Source organism: Pseudoalteromonas sp. Of7M-16 (assembly GCF_022347805.1).
GTDB classification, from domain to species: domain Bacteria; phylum Pseudomonadota; class Gammaproteobacteria; order Enterobacterales; family Alteromonadaceae; genus Pseudoalteromonas; species Pseudoalteromonas luteoviolacea_F.
Map to the genome: position 1 here is coordinate 37,253 of NZ_JAKRFY010000028.1, position 22,001 is coordinate 59,253.

Below are 22,001 nucleotides of genomic sequence, written 5' to 3' on the forward strand. Positions count from 1 at the left end.
GCCCCACAATTTGTATGGGCCTGTGCATTTGTATAATTTAGTTAAATGATGGGGTTGTTGCTATAAATAATCGACTTAGTAAAAGTATCTAGCACCATTCCATAACGGCGTGTTGCCGCCGTCTAAACCGACGAATTTGATTTGTCCTTCAATCGCGTCGTCTGGAATTGCATACTCGATAGTTTTACTTGAATTTCCGTAAGCGCTCGCTTGGATCCGTTGCATTTTTACGTCGTTAAAGTACACGTCCACAAACTCAGTATTAGTGACTTCGACAGAGAGTGTTCTGCCTGTACCACTAAGGTCAGAAACGTGTGGTTGCAAGAATGTCACCGTCGATTTGCTTTGAACTTGATTAAGTAGATCTCTTGCAATGGTGTCAAAGTTGCCAACACCATTATCCAGCAAGCTATTAAGCGTCTGCGGTACTACTTTGTCTGATACGCAACCAAAATCTTCTATGAGTGCATTTTTATTGTGGCCGTGACGGACCATTTGTCTCCAAGAAACCGTCATTTCTTGGCCATGAGGAAGCGCCTCAAAATAAGGTGCACCAATATACTGTGCAAAAACAGAGTGTCTCATAACGTTTGCACCGCCAGCACCTGTACGAGTGTGTTCACCGTATACTTTAGCTACACCATTATCCTGAACTGCACAAGTGAATACATCACCTGATGAATAAGTTTTAGCATTAGACCATACACCGACTGGTTTGTAATAGTTTTGACCAAATACGTTGTTCTCGGGAACAGTAATGTAGGTTGCATTTGCCGTGTATCTTGCATTTGTACCAACAACATCAGCAAGTACTTTTTGCCAGTGAGGGCCGAATGTGCTGAAGATTGTGTCGTGAAGGATGTCATAGTTCAGCTGAGTATTGATAAATCTGAGCTCTGTTGGCTTAGCTTGTTTTTTTGAAAACAATTGCACGAGTCTATCAGCATAGGTGATCAATCCACCAGGGTTATTTCGAACGTCAAAAACCAATGCATCTGTATCTGCTAGCTGATTTTGAAGAAGGTCGATAAGTAGCCATAGTGAGTAATCGATTGAACCAACAACACTGAAGCTATCAAGTTTGATATAACCGACTTTTTTACCGTCAACTTCGCGGATTGCCCATGACACTTCTGGATCTGCCGTTGGAGTCGTTGCAAATGGGGTGCCTGAATCGCTGTCTAATTCAGCTTTGACTAGTTCATGCTCAGCTGCTTCGAAGTTTGTACTTTCTTCAAGTAAATCTGCAATGGCTGTTTCATTGCTGTTGGAAGCCGTAGCATTAGCTGGAAGTCTTGTGATCCAAGGAATGGTAGTGGTATATGTTTCACCAGTTACGTGAGATACAAATTCGATAGTGACGTCATTCTTTTCAGGGACAAGTGAAACGGAGTGCCTTTTGCGAGTGATGGCGCTCAGAGCTCGAATAAAGCCTGCGTCTTCATTTGCGCCGTAACCTGTGTTTAGGTTTTGCTCAACGACCTTGTGAATTGACACACCATTATAAGACACAACCTTATCTCCAACTTCTGGTAAACGGCTGTCGGTCACATATGGCGAAATATTTTCAAGAATGTTCGAAACGCGCACTTCAGCGTTACCAAACACATCTAACGTTTTATCGAATTCAAATGGTAGGTAAGTTGCATAGCTTCTCACAGGCTGAGGGTGTACATAGACCAAGTGCAAATCACGCTGAGCTTTAAAGATTTTTGTTAAGCGTGCGTGTAATTGTTCTGTACTTAGGTTATCTAACTCAGCAATTACTTTATGAATTTCGGAAACAGCATTCACATGCCCTGTTGGGGAAATACCATAATAGATGTCTTTTGCGTATTGGTGTACGTATAGATCTTCTAAGAAAATTCTTGCTTGTTCTACAACGCGTTCTTTTTCTTGTTGTGTATATTCAGGAGACTTAATTTGGTCTCTCACTTCTGCCAGTGGCGCATAGTTGTTTGCCAAAGTTGCTGAACTAAAAACAAGTGCTAATGTACTAGCCAGTAATGACTTTCTCATTTATATATCCTTACGGTTTTGTTGTAGTCAGGTATAAAAAACCGAAGTTTTTCTGAAAAATAACAAAATCGGACCTAAAATTTACACAAAAGAAACATCTGGCTGATTTGAAGGGGAGGAGGCAAGTAAAAAGGCAATTAAAGCCAGCGCAACGTGGGTCACACTGGCAACAGTGTTGTCAGATTATACGATTTTGAATGAACCTTTCATAATTGCAAAATGACCTGGGAAAGAACAGAAAAAGTTATATTCCAAATCTTTGCTCATATTTTTAGTCGAAAAAGTGATTGATGTAGACTCTCCACCACCGATCACTTTGGTAAAAGCAAATACTCGAGGATCATTTGGCTTTACATAGCTATTTTTTACGCCAGCTCGCATACCATCAGAAGCGACGGCTTTTACGTTTTTTTTCTCGGTTAAAACCCAATTGTGACCCATAGCGGCGGCAGGTAACTTACCCGTATGAACGAGTGTGAGTTTTACTTCTTCACATTTACTTGGAACAGACAAAGCTTTTTCAGAAAACTGCATCATGTCATTGGATTCTATGGCTAATTCACAGTCATTTGCTGAAGCTTGAAATGCTGAAATGCACAGTGCGGCAACTGCTACTTTGTTTATAACCTTCATTGATGTTACTCCTTAAATGGAAATTATTCGCATTATCGAGCAAATCGTTCTATTAGTAAATTGTTAGATACCTAAAAACGGTAATATTTGTAAATTATAAAGTGATCTAGATCACAGAACTTTGTGTTAATCCATTTCTGTAGTTTACTTTTATTGTGCAAACCGTAATAGTTTATGATGTTTGTTTAATTCTATGTTTCTTTCCCCCGATCTGTAACCCTTTATTACTAATACTGATTCATTAATTTCAACCATTGAGCAAGTTGAATATAAATAAAAATAATAATTGATCTCATTAACTGTGTTGGTTAGTATTTTCGCGATGGAATTTTTCATCCTTAATCATGTGAACTATGAAAAATAGATAATTTGGGGAAATTGTGAAAACTTTTAAACATTTTACGCTAACACTTGTTTGTGCAGCGGTACTTGCGGGATGTAACGGTGATGACGGTAATAATGGAGAACAAGGTGCTCAAGGTGAGCAGGGCGTTCAAGGCGAGCAAGGCGTTCAAGGTGAGCAGGGCGTTCAAGGTGAGCAGGGTGTTCAAGGCCTAGATGGTGTTGTGAGATACGCTGTTGCGAAAGATGTCGTGCAAACCAATGCTCAGCATGCTTATGCGGTTTATAGTGATTCATTGCAAACAGCCAAAACACTAAAAGAAAAAATCGATGCATTTGTTGCGCTACCAACTGATGAAAACTTCACTGCTGCAAAACAAGCTTGGTTAGATGCCCGTGAACCTTATGGTCAATCTGAAGTGTATCGTTTTAGAGACGGCCCAATTGATGATTTGACTACCAATGATGCTGGGCAGCCAGTACTAGTGAAAGAAGAAGGCCCAGAGGGAGCTATCAATGCTTGGCCTTTGGCTGAAGCTATGATTGATTACACCATAGATATGGACGGATTGCAGGCTAGAGGTGACGATGTTATCTATTCGACTGGGGGTAATATTATCGCCGATGCTACCAGCTTCCCTGATATAACCGCAGAGCTAATTAAGAATCAATTTGAAGTGAATGACGAAGAGGCAAATGTGTCTTCTGGTTATCATGCAATTGAGTTTTTATTGTGGGGCCAAGACCTAAATCAAGATGGTTCGTACACACAAGCGCGAGATTTTACAGCGGGCCACCGCCCAGTTACTGATTATTATACAACCGCAAATACTCAAACCATCAATACAGTGGATACTTGTACGTCGGGAACAAATGTTTCTGGAGATACCATTTGCTCAAGAAGGGGGATGTATTTAAAAGCGGCAGCAGAGCTACTTGTTGATGACTTGCAAGGTGTTGTAGATGCTTGGACTCCAGGCTCTGGTTTCCACTACATAAATTACACGAAAGAAGAAAATGCAGAGGCAAATTTGGCTGCCATGCTTGAAAGTATGGGTCGATTAGGCCATGGCGAGCTAGCTGGAGAGCGTATGAGTGTGGCTGTTAGAACTGATAGCCAAGAGGACGAACACTCGTGTTTTTCAGACAATACGCATAGAGATATTTTGTTGAATGCATTGGGTATAGAAAACCACTATTTAGGCACTTATACCAGAACAGATGGTGAAGTGTTGAAAGGAGCGGGTATTCATGACTTGCTAATGTCTGCAGGCCACAAAGAACTAGCAGGCGAATTACAAACTGCTATCGATGCGACAATGGCCGCTGTACGAGTAATCGATGACAACGCGAAGAACAATAACTTACCGTTTGATGTACAAATCCAGACCACAAAGAATCAATTGGAAGTTCGTGCTGCAATGACAGCTCTTAAAGATCAAACTGCAATTGTTCAGAAAGTCATCGATACGCTTGGTTTACAAACTGAGTCGCTAACTGGTGACACTGAAGAAGAGTTTTAATTAGTTAGTCACATCACAAAGCCGACTTATTGTCGGCTTTTGACGTTTACTCTAATGATTCGAAGTAGGGGCATTGAATCATGAATTACAAAATTACAAAATTGATTTTGGTTTTACTTTTTTCAAACAGTGTGTTGGTAGGCTGTGGCGGTGGCTCAGACGGAGCATCACAGAACCAACCAAGTCCGCAACAGCCTACAGACGGCAATGTTACGCCACCGCAGCCTGACGATGGAAATAATAATGAACCAGAACCAGATGATGGAAATGAAGATCCAGATAACACTGATGATCAATCACCTTCAAATTTAGCATTCGATGTAGATCCCAAAGATGGCCTTGAACCCTTGTTAACAGATACGCCTGACAAAAGTGAACATTTGTCTGCTGGAGCTGCGACATCTTTTACATTAAATGAAGATGCTTTTGGTGAAGCGATTCCGTCCATAGAGGCTAATTTTTCGTTAGATAGTAATTTTAAAGCAGGTGACCACATATTTAGAAAGAATCACGAAGGACAGGGCCCACTATTTAACAATGAAAGCTGTCAGGGATGTCACATTAGAGATGGCAGAGGTGAATTGCCACAAAGTACCGAAGACTCAATGTTAAGCATGTTTTTTCGAATAGGTGATAGCCAAGGGAATTTGGACCCAATCTACGGTGACCAAATTCAAGTTTTTGGCACAATTGATGGATTATCAAGCAGTGCCAAAGCCAAATTTAATGGCGCGATTGATGATGCGCTAGCATACGGTGAAGCACATACTTGGGTTGAATACGAGTTGATAAGCGGAACGTTTTCAGATGGAGAAGCTTATGAATTGAGAAAACCAATAAATAAAGCCAGAGATTTGTCATACGGCCCGTTTATGGAAGGTGTTCAGTTCTCTGCGAGAGTAACGCCTCATGTTTTTGGCTCTGGCCTAATAGAAAGCATACCTGAGTCTGCAATTTTAGCTTACGCAGATGAAAACGACGAGAATAAGGATGGTATTTCAGGGCGTGCGGCCTTTACAGAGCACCCTACAACTGGAGAAAAATTACTGGCTAGATTTGGATATAAAGCGGTTACCGGTTCAGTGTTGCAGCAAGCTTCGGGCGCTTACAGAGGCGATATGGGAGTGACAAATTCACTTGTTCCCGAAGAAGTATGTACGAATCAACAAGTTGCATGTCTCACACAAGCTGAAAAAGAGCAAAAGCAGCATCATCAGGGGGTTGATCTCGGTAACTTGGACTTAGCGTTAGTAGAATTCTATAACCGAACCTTAGCTGTACCTGTTCGCCGCGGTTTTGATGCTGACAATAACACATGGAGTGCTGATGTTTTAAAGGGGCGAGCCATGTTTTTTTCAGCTAATTGCCACAGTTGTCACGTCCCAAGACATAAGACTGGTGAAGCACAAGGCAGTATTTTGGGCGACGTGGACATTCTTGGTTTGAGTGATACGCGTACCAATATTACAGCACTGGAAAATCTAGTTATCTATCCATACACAGATTTATTGCTTCATGATATGGGTGGGCAGTGTGAAATGAAACGAGAATTACAAAGCGGTGAAGCGTGCGATGATCTCACTTCAAATTCATGCCTATATGTCCAGCGCTGCGAAGGGCTAGCTGATGGAAGGCCGGAAGGCGAAGCATCGGGAAGCGAATGGAAAACACCAGCTCTTTGGGGGCTTGGACTGGTTCAAACGGTTAATCCTAGAGCAACTTTTTTACACGACGGGCGGGCACGGACAATCAGTGAAGCGATACTTTGGCATGGCGGGGAGGCCCAACAGGCACAGCAAAACTTCGTAAATATGACCAAGTCAGATAGGCAAGCTTTAATAAAATTTCTAGAGTCGTTGTAATGATGGTGAGAATGATATTTTCAACGCTGATTTTCATAGCAACCATTTCACTACTTGTAGTTTTTGTACAAAGTTCAGTATATCAACCACCTGCGTTTTCTCAGCAAGAAATGAAACCTGCCGGTGAATCTACCGCTCGTAGAGTACCAAGAAGAAGCTTTATTGAACCGATAGCAAATGAAGACGGTATGATTTTGTTTGATTTTTGGGATGGCTTTTCATTTTTTCGCGATCCATGGGTAGCTGCACCTTCAATCACCAGAGACCGTGATGGTTTAGGCCCCCTTTACAATGCGAGATCATGTAAAGCTTGCCACAACAGTGGCGGGCGAGGAAAGTTAGGTGAATCGGGTGAAATTGCGAAAATGTCGCTACTATTTCGCTTTCTAAAAGATGATGGCAATGTGGACAGCCGTTACGGGGGGCAGCTACAGCCGTTTTCAGTTAGATTAAGCCACAGTAGAATTAAAACGCCGACAATAGCGGAAGGTCAGGTGATAGTTCATTATGACTTAATTGAAGGTAAGTACGACGATGGAACCCCTTACACACTAAGAAAACCAAGGTATGAACTAATAGACTTGGGGTACGGAAAAATTGACAAAGATAGCTTTATTTCTGCTCGATATGCACCTGCAATTTACGGAATGGGCTTATTGGATGCTATTAATGAAGAGGATTTACTTGCACAAGAAGATACGCACGATAAAAACAAAGACGGGATCAGCGCCAAATATAATCGAGTTGAAAATGTTAAAACAGGCGAGTTGGCAATTGGACGTTTTGGTTTTAAAGGTCTTCACCCAACATTAGAGCAGCAAGTTGCCGGTGCGTTTTTAAATGATATTGGAATTACCAATCCAGTTTTTAAGTCTGAGAATTGTTTATCACATCAAACCGGTTGTAATCAGGCCGCTAGTATAGAACCCGCATCCATATTAGATATTCCTAAAAAACTCTTTGAACCAACGTTATACATGAGTCAAACAGTGACAGTCCCACCTGCAAGAAAGTTGAAATCAAAAAAGGCTCAGCAGGGGCGAAAGCACTTTTACCAGCTAAATTGTAATGGCTGCCACACGCCTAGCTACACGACCTCATCAGATTATCCTGTCGATAAGTTAGCGAATCAAAAAATCTGGCCATATACCAATTTAGCACTGCATGACATGGGAGAAGGGTTAGCTGACCGAGGAATGGAAAACCAAGCGAACGGAAGTGAATGGCGTACGCCGCCTTTGTGGGGAATTGGCCTACAGAAACGAATTCAAGGGTTTGAAGGCTACCTTCATGATGGCAGGGCAAAAACCATTGAAGAAGCTGTGCTATGGCATGGTGGCGAGGCCAAGAAACAGCAGCAAGCCTTTAAAGCACTTTCACTGCAAGAGCGTGAATCTCTAATTTATTTTCTAAAACAAATTTAAAATTTCATTAGGATAAAACAATGACTATTAAAAATGATTTATTGATATTATCGATAGTAAGTTCGTTGTGTTTGCCCTTGCTTTCAGGGTGCGGAGGCTCAGGCGGCGATAGTGCAACCCCTACCAATAACGCCGGGGCTGACAATGGCACATCAGACGGCGGCACATCAGATGGCGGCACATCAGACGGCGGCACATCAGATGGCGGTACATCAGATGGCGGTACATCAGATGGCGGTACATCAGATGGCGGTACACTAGCTCCTGGTGAAATGCAGGTTGCTGAAGGACAAAGCAAGGTATTAGGTGCGGTTAGTGACTCTGTAATTACGCCTATGTATCAGTCTTTTTTAGATTCGACCCAATCTTTGGTCAGCGCTACAAATACATACTGTAATATTAGTGAGCCTCAACAAAGTGATTTGAGTCAGCTTCAAGACTCATGGAAGCAAGTAAATAGTCAATGGCAGATGATCCGTGCAACTAAATTTGGCCCTCTTGCTGACAATTTTACGTATTCTAGGATCCAACTTTGGCCATTTTTACCAAGTAGAATTGTCAGCTCTGTCGAAAGCACAATTGAAACCAGTTACGACTTTTCACAGGGGTTTAATGATTCTACTCATCAAAGACAAGGTTTGCCTGCTTTCGAGTATTTAGTATTCAATCAAGAAACAGATACGAATATCTTAACAGCAGCAGACAAAGCCCAGCGATGCAACTATCTGAAAGCCATTGCGAGCAACGTGAATAGTTTAATGACTTCGGTTAATTCTCAATGGGTAAGCGAATTTTCACAGCAATTCAAGGCAGGTAATGGTGAATTTGAAAGCAGTAAAAGTGCGCTTGAAACACTTTTTAAATACTGGTTTGAGTATTTAGAGGTGATAGCAGATGACAAACTAAAGAAACCATTAGGCCTTGATGTGCCGGGCAAACCGGAAGAGCTGGAAAGCCATTGGGCACAGGTGAGTTTACAAAGTATTGAGTCGAATATTACATCTTTGAAAGCGTTATACGATGCTGGTGATGAGTTTGGCTTTGATGACTATCTGGTAGCCGTTAACAATAGAGAAGATTTAAAGGATGATATCAATGAGCGCTTCGAAGTAATCTTTGCCATATTGAAAACGATGGAAGGGAATAAATTAGCAGACTTAATTCAACAGTCAGAAGGTCGCGAAAAAATTAATGAGTTAGGCGTAGCCATCACTGCTTTGCGAACCGTCATGAGTACAGACTTTGTTCAGGTAACAGATATACAGCCAGGGTTCAACACTAATGACGGCGATTAAAAACGGTAAGCCGAGAAGAGAGTTTTGTAAAAGCGTGCTCGCACTGAGTGCTTTATTACCCGCTGGTTCGCTAATTTCTGGTTGTTTAATCCAATCAAATAGGGTGTTTGCTAGTGCATTTACCTTATCATCCGGAGAGCACTTTGTTGGTTGGTTTGATAACAACGGAGTACTGCGTGGAAAAGTAGCTTTGCCACAAAGAGCGCACGATTTGCATTTTTTTCCTGATAAACAAGTGCTGTTAGCGTTTTCGCGTAGACCGGGGCGCTATTTCCATATTATCAATTTGCATGAGCAAAGGGTTGTCAGAAGTATTGAGGCTTCGAAAGCACATCATTTTTATGGTCATGGCATTTTGAGCAAAGATGGAAACTGGTTGTTCACAACAGAGAATAAATTTGATGATGCACAGAATCCGAATGAAGGTGTGATTGCAGTGAGAAACACCGCAAACTGGAAAGTAGAGACATTTCTCCCCAGTGGCGGTGTTGGTCCTCATCAACTTCAAAGTTTGTCTGACCCAAATATATTAGTCATTGCAAACGGTGGGATCCATACTCACCCAAGCTCAACAAGAACAAAATTGAATCTCAATGATATGAAGCCCAATCTATCTTATTTGGATTTGAAAAAAGGGCACATTATTGATTCTGTTGCGCCGCCTCATCATCAGCTGAGTACTCGGCATTTGTGTGTCGACCAGCAAGATAATATATACGTTGGTTGTCAATTTCAGGGTCCAGATTACATTATTAAACCTTTAATTTATAAGCACAAAATGAACTCAAAGCTTGAGCCGCTTAAAGCACCACAAGCGACTTGGCTTAGCTTCAAACAATACACTGCAAGTTTGGCTGTAGATGAAAAACGAAAAACGCTTGGTGTGACCTCTCCCAAAGGCAATATCACAAGCTTTTGGGATTTAGAGACTCTTTCGCTTAAAAAGGTTGTTAGTGTCAGAGACTGTGCAGGCCTTTGCGCTTCCGAATCAGGTTTTATGATATCTACAGGTAGAGGTGAAATAGTGCAGGGTTCTAATGTACTCAATTCAAACTCAGGCCTACGTTGGGACAATCACATGGCCGGTTAAATTGAGGAGTAAATTATACTCAGGTAACTTACTGAGAAAATAAGTGCTTTTTTCATTTTCTGTTTAACTTTTATCTTTAGCCACATACCCTGTGGCTAAATAATTTTCAATTCCAGTGTTATTTTTCAAAATGTTGCCAGTTTGTATTTAAGTGTAATAGAAAAGCAATTCGTATTAACCCTTTCTCTTTCTTGCTTGCAGAGCATTGATTAAAGACTTTTTTATTGCTTTTTTGTATTTAATGACAAAAAAATTAAAAAGTGTAAATAAAAGGTTGTAATTGTATTTTTGTTTGTGTAGTTTGTTTTTAAACAAGGTACATGGTTAAATATTAAACAGGACACCACCGCATCGGATGCGGATAAGAATAATAATTAGGAATCAACATGAAAAAAACATTTAAGTTAACATCGGTCGCATTCGCAGTTGCTGCGCTTTCTGCAACGGTTGCTCAAGCTCAAGAGACAAAACAGTACATTCTAAAACAGAGTGATCTTAGTATTTTTGCTCCTGAGACGAGCCGTTTTTCTAGAGCAAATATTGCAGAGAGCTTTAGCGCGGAACCAACAGCAGAAGTATTGTCTGCGGATCCCAATGGTACGGTTGTGACAATGGAGCTTACACCAGAGCAAGTGGCAAAACTTAAAGCATCTGGTCAATATGCTTATATCGAAGAAGACATTGAATACAAGCCGTTTACTCAAGACTTTGCTGGTGAGGCATCGCCTTACGGTTTAGCTGAAGTGCAAGCAAACTTGTTGCAAGACACAAACGCTGATCTATTCAAAGTCTGTGTTATTGACTCTGGTTATGATTTAGGCCACCCAGATTTACCTCAAAATGCGACAGGTTTCACTGATTTACCAGGTGGATTAACTTGGTACCAAGACGGTTCCGGCCACGGAACACACGTTGCTGGTACTATCGTTGCACTTAAAAACGGTAAAGGCGTTGTAGGTGTACTTCCTAACGACAGAGTAGGGATCCATAACGTTCGAGTATTTGATAACGACGGTAAACAAGGTCTAACATCTCGTATCGCTCGCGCTGTAGATAACTGTGTAGAAAATGGCGCAAAAGTCATCAACATGAGTTTGGGTGGTGGTAGCCCAAGTCAATATTTCCAAGAGCGTCTGCAAGCAGCATACGACAAAGGTGTATTGTTGATTGCCGCAGCCGGTAATGATGGTAATGCGACCATGAGTTATCCAGCAAGTTACGATACGGTTGTTTCAGTCGCGAATATTGACGAAAACCGAGTTAAAAACCCATCTTCTCAATATAATGTGCAAGTTGAAATCGCGGCGCCAGGTACTGATGTACTGTCAACTGTGCCAAGAAGTTCCGGTATTCTTGCTGCTATTACAACGGGTGGTAATCAAGTTAAAGCGGGCGGCATGACGCACTCAGTTGAAGGCACAGTGAGTGCTGATCTAGTTGATTGTGGCCAAGGCTTAACAACATGTGCTGCTACACAAAGCATCTGTTTAATTGAGCGTGGTGGTGCATCGTTCAAAGATAAGGCAGCTAATTGCCAAGCGGGTGGTGGTGTCGCTGCAATCATTTACAATAACTCGCCAGGTGAATTTGGTGGTACGCTTGGTGATACAAACCATGGCCTAACTATTCCTGTGCTTTCCTTATCACAAGAAGCAGGTACTGCACTTAAATCATCAGTTGGTAGCAGTGTGAAAGTTGAGCTGAACGCGGTACTAGATTACGGTCTTAAGAGCGGTACTTCAATGGCAAGCCCACATGTTGCAGGTGTTGCCGCACTAGTGTGGTCTCAGCACTCAAGTTGTACAAACGTCGATATTCGTAATGCACTAAATGCAACCGCGATTGATTTAGGTACAGCGGGTCGTGATGATGAATATGGCTATGGTCTAGTTCAAGCCAAAGCTGCTTCAGACTATATCGCGACACATGGTTGTAGCGGTGTACAAGACAATCAAGCGCCTGTTGCAGATTTTACTTTTAGCTGTTCAGCTCTAGCTTGTGACTTTGATGCAAGCTCAAGCCGCGATGCAGATGGTCAAGTAGTCAGTTATGACTGGAATGTTGGCGGATTCAATACAACGGGTGCAACAGTTGCGCATGCATTCGCAAATGCTGGCACATACCAAGTTTCTGTGACCGTAACAGACGATGCAGGCGCAACGCACAGCGTAACTAAGTCTGTAACTGTGACTGATGGTGTTGATAACACAGGTTGTGTAGGTCTGACCGAGTGGAACAGCGGTCAAGTTTACGTAGCTGGTACAGAGGTGTCTTACAATGGTAGCAAGTACCGCAGTAACTGGTGGAACCGTGGTGCAAACCCAGCACAAAACTCCAACGTTGGTAACGCCTGGAAAGTGTGGACTGACCTAGGTAAGTGTAACTAATTCCTTAAAACCTTGAGATTAAAGGTGCAAGGCGACATTTAATGTCGCCTTTTTTAGTTTTTCAACTGAAGATACCGATAATTTTTTCAATAAGCTGTTGCTTGTTGAAAGGCTTATAAAGGATACAATTTGTTGTTAAGTGCTCTATATCTTCATTGCCTATAAAGCCTGATATAAACATATATTTTAACTCTTTATTGCTTTTCAAAGCAGCCTGAATAAACTCAAGCCCGTCAATTTTAGGCATGATGACATCACTGATCACCAAATCAATGCTTTGCTCTTTTAGTATTGATAGGCCATCAACGGCATTGCTTGCTTCGACGACATTAACCTTAGTTCCTGTTAAAAAAGATTGAATTAAAAAACGAATATCTTCTTCATCGTCTACTACGAGTATATTTTTAATCTGTTGAGGGAGGGACAATAACTGCTTTTGGTGAGTAAAAGTTCCATTGGTAGATTTCTCAACCACAGCCGGAAAATAAACTGTAAATACTGTACCGATCCCTATTTCAGATGAAACATCGATTGCGCCATTTGAAGCTTTTACAAACCCGTAACACTGTGAAAGTCCTAAACCATTTCCTGTCTCTTTTTTGGTTGTAAAGAAAGGGTCGAACACTTTATCAATATTTTCCGGCAAAATTCCTTCACCTGTGTCTTGAAAGCTGACTCTTATCGTTTTTTCTGTTTTAAGTTCGAGAGCAGCCATTTGTTCATCAGATAACGTGACTTGCTGAGTTGATATTTTAAACTCTCCACCATTAGGCATCGCGTGCATGGCATTGATTGATAAGTTTAATAGGAGGTCTTCAAATAGGTTCTCTTCAATATGAGCACGGCTAATCAAGGGATTAAGTTCCAATGTGAGTCTAATTTTCGAGGTCATTGCAGCTTCGAGTAATTTTTTATTTTTCTTTATTAGCTCATTGAGATCGGTATATACAGGCGTACTGGGTTTCTTTTTTGCAAAAGTAAGCAAATTGCCAGTGAGCTTTTGCCCTCGATAGCAAGCTCTTTCAATAGCTTGGACGCATGAAGACGGGTCTTTATCGTGATCTGAAATAAGATTAGTGTAGCCCAAAATGATGCCTAGGATATTGTTAAAATCATGCGCAACGCCACCTGCAATATTACCTAGGGACTCTAGTTTTGAACTACGGTTGATTAATTTTGCCTGTTGTTCATGCTCACTCATGTCTTGAAAGTTAGCGATGAAATGCAGTTCGCCTTGTTCCGTTAACGGCATACTTGCGACTGAAATACGAATAGGGAAAATATAACCGGTTTTGTGTTTTGCCTTTACGTCTCTTCCTAGACGGTTATTGATAATCTGAGACTTTCCGGACTTGATGTAGTTAGCTAGCTTTGCGCTATGCTGATCTATGCCATCGGTTAACTCATCAATATTGTGCCCAACAATTTCGTCCTCTTGATAACCGAATATATTTTCGGCTTCGGGATTAAAGGAAAGAATTGTGCCATGTGAGTCGGTGGTAAATATACCTTCTAGCAGTGACTCTATAATACGCTTTTGCTCAGCTTCTTTTAGCTCAATCAATTTCTGTTTGGACTCGAGCTCGGTAATGTCTTCGCCTTTGAAAATAAAGCCGATAATTTCCTTTTCACTTGAGTGGTAGGGAATATAGGAGACTCTTAATGTACGCTCTTGTGGTGTCCCAACAAACAAGCTTTCTTTAAACGTGACTGAATTACCTTTTATAGCATGGTCGATTTTGCTCTTTAGTTTTTTAAAAAGGGTGTTGCCTAAAATGTCAGAGACGGTATGGCCAACAACTTCTTCACGTTTTTTTCCATGCAATTTTAAATAAGCTTGGTTAACTGTCTTAAATGTATACGTCAAATCAAGGAATGCGAACATATCACTCGAATTCTCAATAATTCCTTTGTATTGTTCGAGCTCTCTCATTTGCTTATATTTATCAGCTAGGCTGACCACAAATACGATGAATTCTTGACTGTCTTTATTGAAAATAGATCCACCAATTAATATCGGAACTTCTAAACCAGATTTGTGGATATAAACCTTTTCGAATGGGGTCCAGTACCCTTTGTCATTCGCTTCCTCTACAGCACGCAGATCGAGCGGCAGATACTTTTCTGGTGTCAGGTTCTTCCAATCTATTTTGCCATCAGTTAATTCGTCTTGTGTATAGCCAATCATTTCAAGCAGAGTTGAGTTAGCGTCGAGGATATTCCCTTTTGCATCTGAATGAATAATGCCAATGAAGTTTGACTCTTTCCACCTTTTAAAGCGCTCAGCTTCAGAGTCTAGTTGATGGTTTAGTTTGGTGAGCTCCTTGATGCTGTTATACAGGGCTTCTTCATTTTGATTGCGTTGTTGAAGCATGAAGTTAAGGGACTGCACGACCTCCTGGATCTCATGGATTGTATGGTGCTCTGTGATTGAAATGTGCTTATCATTAACTGCTTTTGCTAAAACCTCGTGAATTATCAAAAAGGGTTTGGTGATCCAACTGATCAATATAAAAGAAAGCAAAGAAACCAAGCAAAGTGCGCCAATTACAACTTCTATTGACTGCAAATTTAGTTCTTCAACCCGTTTAAATGCCTCGGCTTTGTCAATTTTTACAACCATACCCCAATCAGTTTCTGGGATGTGATGTGAAATGGCCAATACGGGGACCTCTCTATAATCGACATAGTCCGGAAATATGTCATTAGTACCATTGATCGCGTGTGTTATAGGGATTTCTAGGTTGCTTTTAGGCACTGTGAGGGAGAGGGCAACTGTTGGATCGTTTCTTGTTGGAGTAAGAAAGAAAGCATCTCCATTTTCATCGCGCGAAGCCAGAACTATTTCTCCACTTTTGCCTAAGCCTGTGTAGTCACTGACAATGGATCTAAGTTCATCATTTTTAAATGCAACCTCAATATAGCCAATTAGTTGTCCATCCAATTCGATTGGCTCGATAAAAAGGAGCAATTGCAATTGATCTGAAAACAGTATTTTTACGTTATAAAGTGAACTATCTTTTTTTAAGTCACTTACATTGATGAGAGAGCGCAAACCTTCTCTCGAAGTATAAATAAGTTCTTTGCCGTGATTGTAAATGGCGATGCCATAGATGCTTTCACTCGAAGAAATCGCGTGACTTATAATCTTATCTATTCGTGCTACATCTTTTTGAGCTGCATCGCGGTCAGATCGTTTTAATAATTGCCTAAGTTGAGTTCGACTCTTTATTAGGGCGACTGAGTTTTTTTTGTTCGCAAGTAGACTCGTAATTCGTTTGTGGTTAATGTCTGCAACATCTTGCAGTTTTGCGATGGTTTCGTTAAGTAGGAGCTGTTTTTCGCTTGTTATGTTTAACAGGTGAAATATGATTAAAGGAACCGTCGTGCAAGACAGCATAACCAAAAAAATTAATGTTCTCAGCTTCATTAAATTGTCTCAAACCAGCTAAAAGTAAGTGGGGTATTAAACCGACTACCACCGTTTCTGTTGGTAGCGTGAACGGCATAAAGTTATTGAAAGTATAGTCAAAAAGTGTGAAGTATGTGCGCTATGTAGAAAGGATTAAGTGCGTAACTCATGAAGTAATCTTTATCTATTTAGCATATGCCAGTAGGAGGCACTTTGAAATTACTTTGAATATTTCAATAGCTCTGACAACTTTGATGTAGTGACTAAAAGATTTTCACTTGCTGCGTCAATCTCTTGAATGGTGTTTTGTATTAATTCATTCAGTCTGAGGTTTTCTTCGTTCGGGATGTTTAAAGACTGTAAATGCTCGGTGATTTTATACGTCATGATGGTGAGTAATCTATTTGTATCGATTTGATAGTCGGATATATTGAAACAAAGCTCATCAAGGTTTCTAGAAAGGTCACACGATATTGGTGTTTTTTCCCCTAATGCAGAAAGCGCGATTATTTTTGCATTCATCGCTTGAGCTATGTCTGAAACGGAATGTTTAATTTCCTTAAAGCTTAGGCTTTCGCACTCTATATTTTTGATTAAAAAGGAAACTTGCTCTTCGTTTACGAGCATTCTGTTTGCGAATTCATGTATTTGCCCTGTATGTCGAAGTATCTCAAAGATTTCTTCTTCGATTGGTGTCGGGCGAATATGGTCGTCGCGTAAGCATTTAACATTGGGTAGCCTGAAACAAATTGATGTCTGTAAACCAAAATTTGACATTAATGAAAAAAACGCATCGGCAATATTCTGCGGGTTAGTGCAACCAGATAAATAGTTGTAAAAGTGCATAATTTGGTTGCATAGTGGCGCTTGTGTATTGTAATGATTGGGAGAGTAGGTGTTTTTTAGAGGTTCTTCACGCAACTTTTGCTTGGTGATATGACGTTGAATGCTTGATGCGATTTTATGCTTGAGATCTTCTATTTCAAAGGGCTTGCCTAAAAAGTCTGCGGCACCTAGTTCATAAGCTTTTAGCTTTTGTGCTATGTCAGTTTCACCCGAGACAAATATTATCTCGACGTCCGTTAATTCTCGTTTTTGTTGGTTGAGTTCATTACAAAGTTCTATTCCGGAAATATCTGGCAAATGTAGGTCGAGTATAATTGCCTGTGGGTTTAATGTGTTCACGGCCCCGAGCGCATCCCGTGCACATGTAAAAAAATGAACATCGAAGTGGGTGTTTAATACCTCCCTGTAGAGATTTAAATACTCTAAATCGTCTTCTACAATCATGACTTTTCCTGCTAACTGTTTCATAGAGATACCTCTGTGGGAGTATGATTGTAAAAGCGCATTGCTCATGAAAGCGTGTGTACCATTAACAGTTATAGCGTCCATATGTGTCTATACTTTGTCTAACATGTTTCTGAAATATCTCTGTACACAAAATTGATCAAATGAGGAAACTTAGTGCACTCTTTACTCCTAATTGAAGATGATGAACAACTGGCCGAGGTGACTTGTGCATACTTGGAGCTAACTGGATTTAAGGTAGATGTGGTTAACAGTGCGAAAACTTGCTGGGATGCTTTACAAAAAAAAAGCTACGCGCTAATGATACTCGATTTAGGTTTACCAGACGAAGATGGTTTGGTTTTACTGCGTAAATTGAAAAGCAATAAAACTTCGACACCCATCATTATTTCATCTGGCCGGGGAAGTGATGAAGATAGAATTGCTGGTTTAGAGTTCGGTGCCAGTGACTATCTAGCAAAGCCGTATACGGTTAAGGAGTTGTTGTTACGAATTAACCTCTTAATTGACGCAACTTCAATGCAGCCCAAAACAATAGGAATATTGTATCTTGCTGACAAAAAGCTAGATATCTACAATCAAATGTTATTGGAACATTCCGGTGCAGAGATTGAATTGACATACCATGAACAAGCAGTTCTGTTTTTGCTGGCAAAAAACGCGCCGCGCACATATTCGCGAGAGGAGATAATAGATGCGACTCGACTAGGTGAAGGCCCTGAATCTATCCGGGCTGTCGATACAATTATTTGCAGACTAAGGAAAAAAATCGAAATTAACCCAAGAAAACCTCAAGTAATAAAAACAAAAGTGGGTGTTGGATATAAAATCATTGTTAACGCACGCATATAGCCGTTGGGAGTTTCAACTTCATCCTCTAGCTATAAATTTTAGGGTGATCAGAGTCTTTTTAAAAATAGGACGGAGAACTTATTTGTTGTCACTGTATTTTAAGTTTTAGTTTACTAGTTTGTACAAAGTGTTTTAAGTCAAATTGAAGTCAGTTACATCCTATCTTATTCGGTCTACAATTTATTGAGTTAATAAAAGGTGGGTAGAGCTTTGGGTTATAGTTTAAAAAGTGTTCTTTTGATTTTTATGATTTTTAGCCTTGTCGCAGCAGGCGTGAACCTATCTATCATAGTGAGTAGTCATGCAAATAAAAATGAACATGAATATTGGTTAATACATACGTATGAAGTCATCGATTTAATTAGCCAGCTCAAAGTACATGTTAAAAATGCAGAAACAGGTCAGCGAGGGTTTTTGCTCACTCAAAATATGGATTACCTAGAACCGTTTAGAAAGGGAACAAATTTAAGCTTAAGCACTTTTGAGGTATTAATGCGCAAAACGGCTGACAATCCGACACAACAAAAACGGCTCGCTGAGCTCGATGTCATTCTTAATAAAAAGTTTTCAGAACTAGAGCAAACAATCGAGCTATTACAGCATGCTACGAAGCAAGAAGCCGTTGATTTAGTCAAAACTGACTTAGGTAAACACCTAATGGAAGAGATAGAGTTGGTTCTGTTTGCTTTTGAACAAGAGGAAAGAAACTTACTTAGTAAACGCACAAGAGAATATCAAGATGCGAAAAGATTACTCTCTTCGTCCATCGTGATGTTAGAGCTTGTGTATGCCATTTTGATAATTTGGTTAATCTATTCAATTTGGTATAAAGTTCTTAAACCGATAAGTGTGCTGGTATCGTATATAAAACACTATCCAGAGGTAACCAAGTTTGAAATAGCTCAGCAAGACAATTGTGAAGAGGTAAGTGAGTTGGCGCGCGGCATTAAAAGTCGTTGCTCAGAATCTGAAGCAGTGATCTCGACGCTTCAAAAAAGCGAAAAAGAGGCAGTTGAAAAACAGCGACTAAACCTTCGGGGAGTAGCTGAATACAATGATGCAATCAAAACTTCGTTACAAAGCCTATTTGCAGCACTGCACAAGCATAAAACTGACGGTTTGGGTTCGATTAGCAAGCAAGAAATTGAAAGTATGGTTAGGTTAGTGAACCAGCTCTTAGACTTGACGAAGGACCTTGATATTTACTTAAAAACAAGTCGCCAAAATTCCAATTGAGTTAGAAAAGCAAAACTGCTTTTCCCGTTACCCACCAGAAGTTATGCAGAATCGAAATAGTTGTCAGAGTTAAATACCCATCGCAATGCGCCATCACCGCTTAATGGGTAATTAAGATTTCATTTGAATCAAGATATCAAAGTTGGTGTTTTGGTTCGTTAAACTGCTCAAGTATTTCTTCTAAGTCTGATTCGATCCCATAGCCAGCCTCCATCAATGTATCAGCTTTGTTTTGAGCGTTGGTTATCAAAGAAAGTAGCTGGGTTTCTGTTTGCTGGGAAAGTTCATGGCCCAGTTCAAAAGACGCAAATAGCTGATTTAGCTCAGTCTCAAGGTGTTCTATGATCTCGACGATACCGGTTTTTATCACGGCATTTTGGTTTTTATAAGTGTCAAGGGTATTACCTAGGCTAATCTCCGTCTTTATTCTTAAAATACAACTCTCAATTCCATCCATTAAATAAGCGAGATAGTCTTTCATAACGCCACTGCGACTGTCATTGCGTGGCATGTTTTTTATCAACAAACTACAATATTGCCAATTAAACGCAGCTCGACTGCTACCGAACTCCATGATGCGCTGGGCATTTTTAAGAGAACTAAGTAAGCTAACGTCGATATTGTTAAACACTTTGTTGTCGAAAAAGACAATCTCTTCTCGGTTTACTCTAAAAACCAGCGAGGTGCGTAGCCCAAAAGAGCGAGTTGTTTCAAAAATGGCGCTGGCAAGTTGACTGTATGTTCTACATTGCTGGGTTTGTTTATAAAACTGAATGATTGTTCCAAGGGAGGCTATGTCAGAAAGCGCTTGAATCGCGATATCTTCCGCGTCATTGCTAGACTGTTGTGCATACGAAAGAAGCGTATTAATCTTTTTAATCAGTTCGGTAGGCTCTGCAGGTTTTGCAATAAAGTCATTGCCTCCAGAATCATAAGCTTTTAACCTCTCCTCAATTGAGCATAAATTTGATAGAAAAAGAATGGGCATTTGGTGTCCTGCTTGACGAATTAAGTAAGTTGCTTCGTAGCCACTTATGCCAGGCATTTGTATGTCCATTACGATTAAATCAGGTTGGTGTTTCTCTAAGTAGCTCAAGGCAAGCTCACCGCTGGCAACTGTCTCAACATCAAAATAATTTGATAAAGTATTTACTTGGTATTCGAGGGCAAAATCGTCGTCATCGACGATGAGTATTTTGTTCATATAGTCACCATGATTGTTTGCCATTTAGCCAGATAATGAGATCTTCTAAAGGCATAGGTTTAGATACTAAGTACCCCTGAGCTAAGTCACATTGCAGGCTTTTCGCGAGATCCCAATCAGCCGCTGTTTCTACCCCCTCTGCAACAACTAACATGTTCAACGTTTTAGCTAGATTAACGCTTGACTCTATAATAGCTTTACTTGTGTTGTTGTTTGTGGCGTCGCAAATAAATTGTCTGTCAATTTTCAATTCAGTGAAGGGGATTTTCTTTAATTGCTCCAAGCTTGAATAGCCAGTTCCAAAGTCATCAATGCTTAATCCAAACCCTTTTAATCTGAGGCGCAATAACACATCTAACGTTGAAATAAGGTTTTGTATTAATCGACTTTCTGTTAGTTCTAGTGTGATACTGCTGCAAGGAATATCATGCATGTTTGCGAGATCTTCTATTTGTTCTGGCAAATCGATAGCACATAGACTGTCAGTTGATAGGTTTATGGATATATTCAGGTGACGACCAAGAATGTTGGCTAGCTCTTTAGATTGAGGCAAAGCTTGGCGAAAAATACTGCGTGTGATTGCATCAATCATGCCTGACTCTTCAGCTAGAGAGATAAATGCAGCAGGGTTAATCGTGCCTCTTTCCGGGTGCACCCACCTGGCAAGCACTTCAACAGATTTGACTTGCTTAGTTGTAAATGCAACTTGAGGTTGATAGAAAGGCACAATCTCATCATTGGCGATCGCTACTTTTAATTCTTCCAGACTAATTTTGTCTTTAACTTGCAAAGTATTAGGCTGTGATTCTGTAAAAAGCTTTTGAAGTTTTTGGGTTAATACGTCAATTGTAATTGGTTTAGGTATCGCGCCCAATACTTTGATATGTTGAGCTCCAGCCAGAGTGGCCGTCGTGTCTAATATACGTTGATCTTGTGCACTTAAAAGTAAAACTGCCCCCTTAAAATGGTACTCAGAAAGGTGCCTGAGTACTTCCACGCCGTCCATCTCAGGCATGATCAAATCAATAATAATTAGATCGAAGCTTTCTCCGTTTTGAATTCTTTCAACAGCATTTTTACCAGTTGATTCCGTCTTGACATTATAAACACCGAGCTGACCAAACTCGTGTTTGAGCATGTCATGAATGAAGTCGTCATCGTCGATCACAAGAATACTGAGCGTTTTTAGCTGGTTGTTAAGAGTCAATTATCCGTGTTCCTATTAAATGTTGGACTGGCTTGTAGCAAAACAGGCGATATGTCCACAGCAAGTGTTGTTAAGACTAGAACACAGCACTTGATTTTTCCAAATTGACGAAAAGTAAGTCAGGTGTGATTTCGTTAGTCTACACTAGTTCTAAATATCAGGGTGTTACATCAAGTAGACTTTTGAAAAGGTGTTTGTTGACGC

The 22,001-nt window shown here is 40.5% G+C and carries 14 protein-coding genes; 8 read left to right on the plus strand and 6 right to left on the minus strand.

The window, feature by feature from the left end:
- Window positions 1-75: 75 nt before the first annotated feature.
- Window positions 76-2,019 carry a S41 family peptidase gene (locus tag MHN81_RS22720; protein WP_239426783.1) on the minus strand — a complete coding sequence of 648 codons (1,944 nt, stop codon included), beginning with the start codon at window positions 2,017-2,019 and terminating at the stop codon, window positions 76-78.
- A 183-nt stretch (window positions 2,020-2,202) separates the two neighbouring features.
- Window positions 2,203-2,652, minus strand: a complete 450-nt coding sequence (gene azu / locus MHN81_RS22725; protein ID WP_023398848.1) for an azurin — start codon at window positions 2,650-2,652, stop codon at window positions 2,203-2,205.
- Window positions 2,653-3,032: 380 nt separating this feature from the next.
- Between azu and MHN81_RS22730 the strand changes: the two genes are divergently transcribed.
- The 6 genes from MHN81_RS22730 (at window position 3,033) to MHN81_RS22755 (ending at window position 12,575) form a co-directional block, all read left to right on the plus strand.
- Window positions 3,033-4,517, plus strand: a complete 1,485-nt coding sequence (locus MHN81_RS22730; RefSeq protein ID WP_023398847.1) for an imelysin family protein — start codon at window positions 3,033-3,035, stop codon at window positions 4,515-4,517.
- Window positions 4,518-4,597: 80 nt separating this feature from the next.
- Window positions 4,598-6,379, plus strand: coding sequence for a di-heme oxidoredictase family protein (locus MHN81_RS22735; RefSeq protein ID WP_023398846.1), 1,782 nt, complete (start codon window positions 4,598-4,600; stop codon window positions 6,377-6,379).
- 11 nt (window positions 6,380-6,390) lie between these two features.
- Window positions 6,391-7,803 carry a di-heme oxidoredictase family protein gene (locus MHN81_RS22740; protein WP_239426784.1) on the plus strand — a complete coding sequence of 471 codons (1,413 nt, stop codon included), beginning with the start codon at window positions 6,391-6,393 and terminating at the stop codon, window positions 7,801-7,803.
- Window positions 7,804-7,823: 20 nt separating this feature from the next.
- Entirely contained in the window at window positions 7,824-9,098 is a 1,275-nt protein-coding gene (locus MHN81_RS22745) for an imelysin family protein (protein WP_239426785.1), read from the plus strand.
- Window positions 9,085-10,188 (plus strand): DUF1513 domain-containing protein, encoded by a 1,104-nt coding sequence (locus MHN81_RS22750; RefSeq protein ID WP_239426786.1) that lies wholly within the window; start codon window positions 9,085-9,087, stop codon window positions 10,186-10,188. The genes MHN81_RS22745 and MHN81_RS22750 overlap by 14 nt, the downstream gene beginning before the upstream one ends.
- A 386-nt stretch (window positions 10,189-10,574) precedes the next feature.
- On the plus strand, window positions 10,575-12,575 hold the full coding sequence (locus tag MHN81_RS22755) for a S8 family serine peptidase (protein WP_023398842.1): 2,001 nt from the start codon (window positions 10,575-10,577) through the stop codon (window positions 12,573-12,575).
- 61 nt (window positions 12,576-12,636) lie between these two features.
- On the opposite strand, the gene MHN81_RS22760 is transcribed toward MHN81_RS22755, so the two are convergent.
- Window positions 12,637-16,005 carry a PAS domain S-box protein gene (locus MHN81_RS22760; protein ID WP_023398841.1) on the minus strand — a complete coding sequence of 1,123 codons (3,369 nt, stop codon included), beginning with the start codon at window positions 16,003-16,005 and terminating at the stop codon, window positions 12,637-12,639.
- A gap of 201 nt (window positions 16,006-16,206) precedes the next feature.
- Window positions 16,207-17,301 (minus strand): response regulator, encoded by a 1,095-nt coding sequence (locus MHN81_RS22765; protein WP_023398840.1) that lies wholly within the window; start codon window positions 17,299-17,301, stop codon window positions 16,207-16,209.
- A 153-nt stretch (window positions 17,302-17,454) separates the two neighbouring features.
- On the opposite strand from MHN81_RS22765, the gene MHN81_RS28285 reads away from it, so the two are divergent.
- Window positions 17,455-18,150, plus strand: a complete 696-nt coding sequence (locus MHN81_RS28285) for a response regulator transcription factor (protein WP_023398839.1) — start codon at window positions 17,455-17,457, stop codon at window positions 18,148-18,150.
- Between the two features lie 246 nt (window positions 18,151-18,396).
- Window positions 18,397-19,386 (plus strand): CHASE3 domain-containing protein, encoded by a 990-nt coding sequence (locus tag MHN81_RS22775; protein ID WP_231105430.1) that lies wholly within the window; start codon window positions 18,397-18,399, stop codon window positions 19,384-19,386.
- Window positions 19,387-19,522: 136 nt separating this feature from the next.
- Here MHN81_RS22775 and MHN81_RS22780 read toward each other — a convergent pair whose 3' ends face one another.
- Window positions 19,523-20,590: a response regulator gene (locus tag MHN81_RS22780; protein WP_239426787.1), complete on the minus strand. Its 1,068-nt coding sequence runs from the start codon at window positions 20,588-20,590 to the stop codon at window positions 19,523-19,525.
- 4 nt (window positions 20,591-20,594) lie between these two features.
- Window positions 20,595-21,797 (minus strand): EAL domain-containing response regulator, encoded by a 1,203-nt coding sequence (locus MHN81_RS22785; RefSeq protein ID WP_023398836.1) that lies wholly within the window; start codon window positions 21,795-21,797, stop codon window positions 20,595-20,597.
- Window positions 21,798-22,001 lie beyond the last annotated feature (204 nt).

Excerpts from the sequence above, each read along its gene's own strand:
- MHN81_RS22720 (WP_239426783.1), bottom strand. The coding sequence starts at position 2,019 with ATGAGAAAGTCATTACTGGCTAGTACATTAGCACTTGTTTTTAGTTCA.
- azu (WP_023398848.1), bottom strand. The coding sequence starts at position 2,652 with ATGAAGGTTATAAACAAAGTAGCAGTTGCCGCACTGTGCATTTCAGCA.
- MHN81_RS22735 (WP_023398846.1), top strand. The coding sequence starts at position 4,598 with ATGAATTACAAAATTACAAAATTGATTTTGGTTTTACTTTTTTCAAAC.
- MHN81_RS22740 (WP_239426784.1), top strand. The coding sequence starts at position 6,391 with ATGATATTTTCAACGCTGATTTTCATAGCAACCATTTCACTACTTGTA.
- MHN81_RS22745 (WP_239426785.1), top strand. The coding sequence starts at position 7,824 with ATGACTATTAAAAATGATTTATTGATATTATCGATAGTAAGTTCGTTG.
- MHN81_RS22750 (WP_239426786.1), top strand. The coding sequence starts at position 9,085 with ATGACGGCGATTAAAAACGGTAAGCCGAGAAGAGAGTTTTGTAAAAGC.
- MHN81_RS22755 (WP_023398842.1), top strand. The coding sequence starts at position 10,575 with ATGAAAAAAACATTTAAGTTAACATCGGTCGCATTCGCAGTTGCTGCG.
- MHN81_RS22760 (WP_023398841.1), bottom strand. The coding sequence starts at position 16,005 with ATGAAGCTGAGAACATTAATTTTTTTGGTTATGCTGTCTTGCACGACG.
- MHN81_RS22765 (WP_023398840.1), bottom strand. The coding sequence starts at position 17,301 with ATGAAACAGTTAGCAGGAAAAGTCATGATTGTAGAAGACGATTTAGAG.
- MHN81_RS22775 (WP_231105430.1), top strand. The coding sequence starts at position 18,397 with ATGATTTTTAGCCTTGTCGCAGCAGGCGTGAACCTATCTATCATAGTG.
- MHN81_RS22780 (WP_239426787.1), bottom strand. The coding sequence starts at position 20,590 with ATGAACAAAATACTCATCGTCGATGACGACGATTTTGCCCTCGAATAC.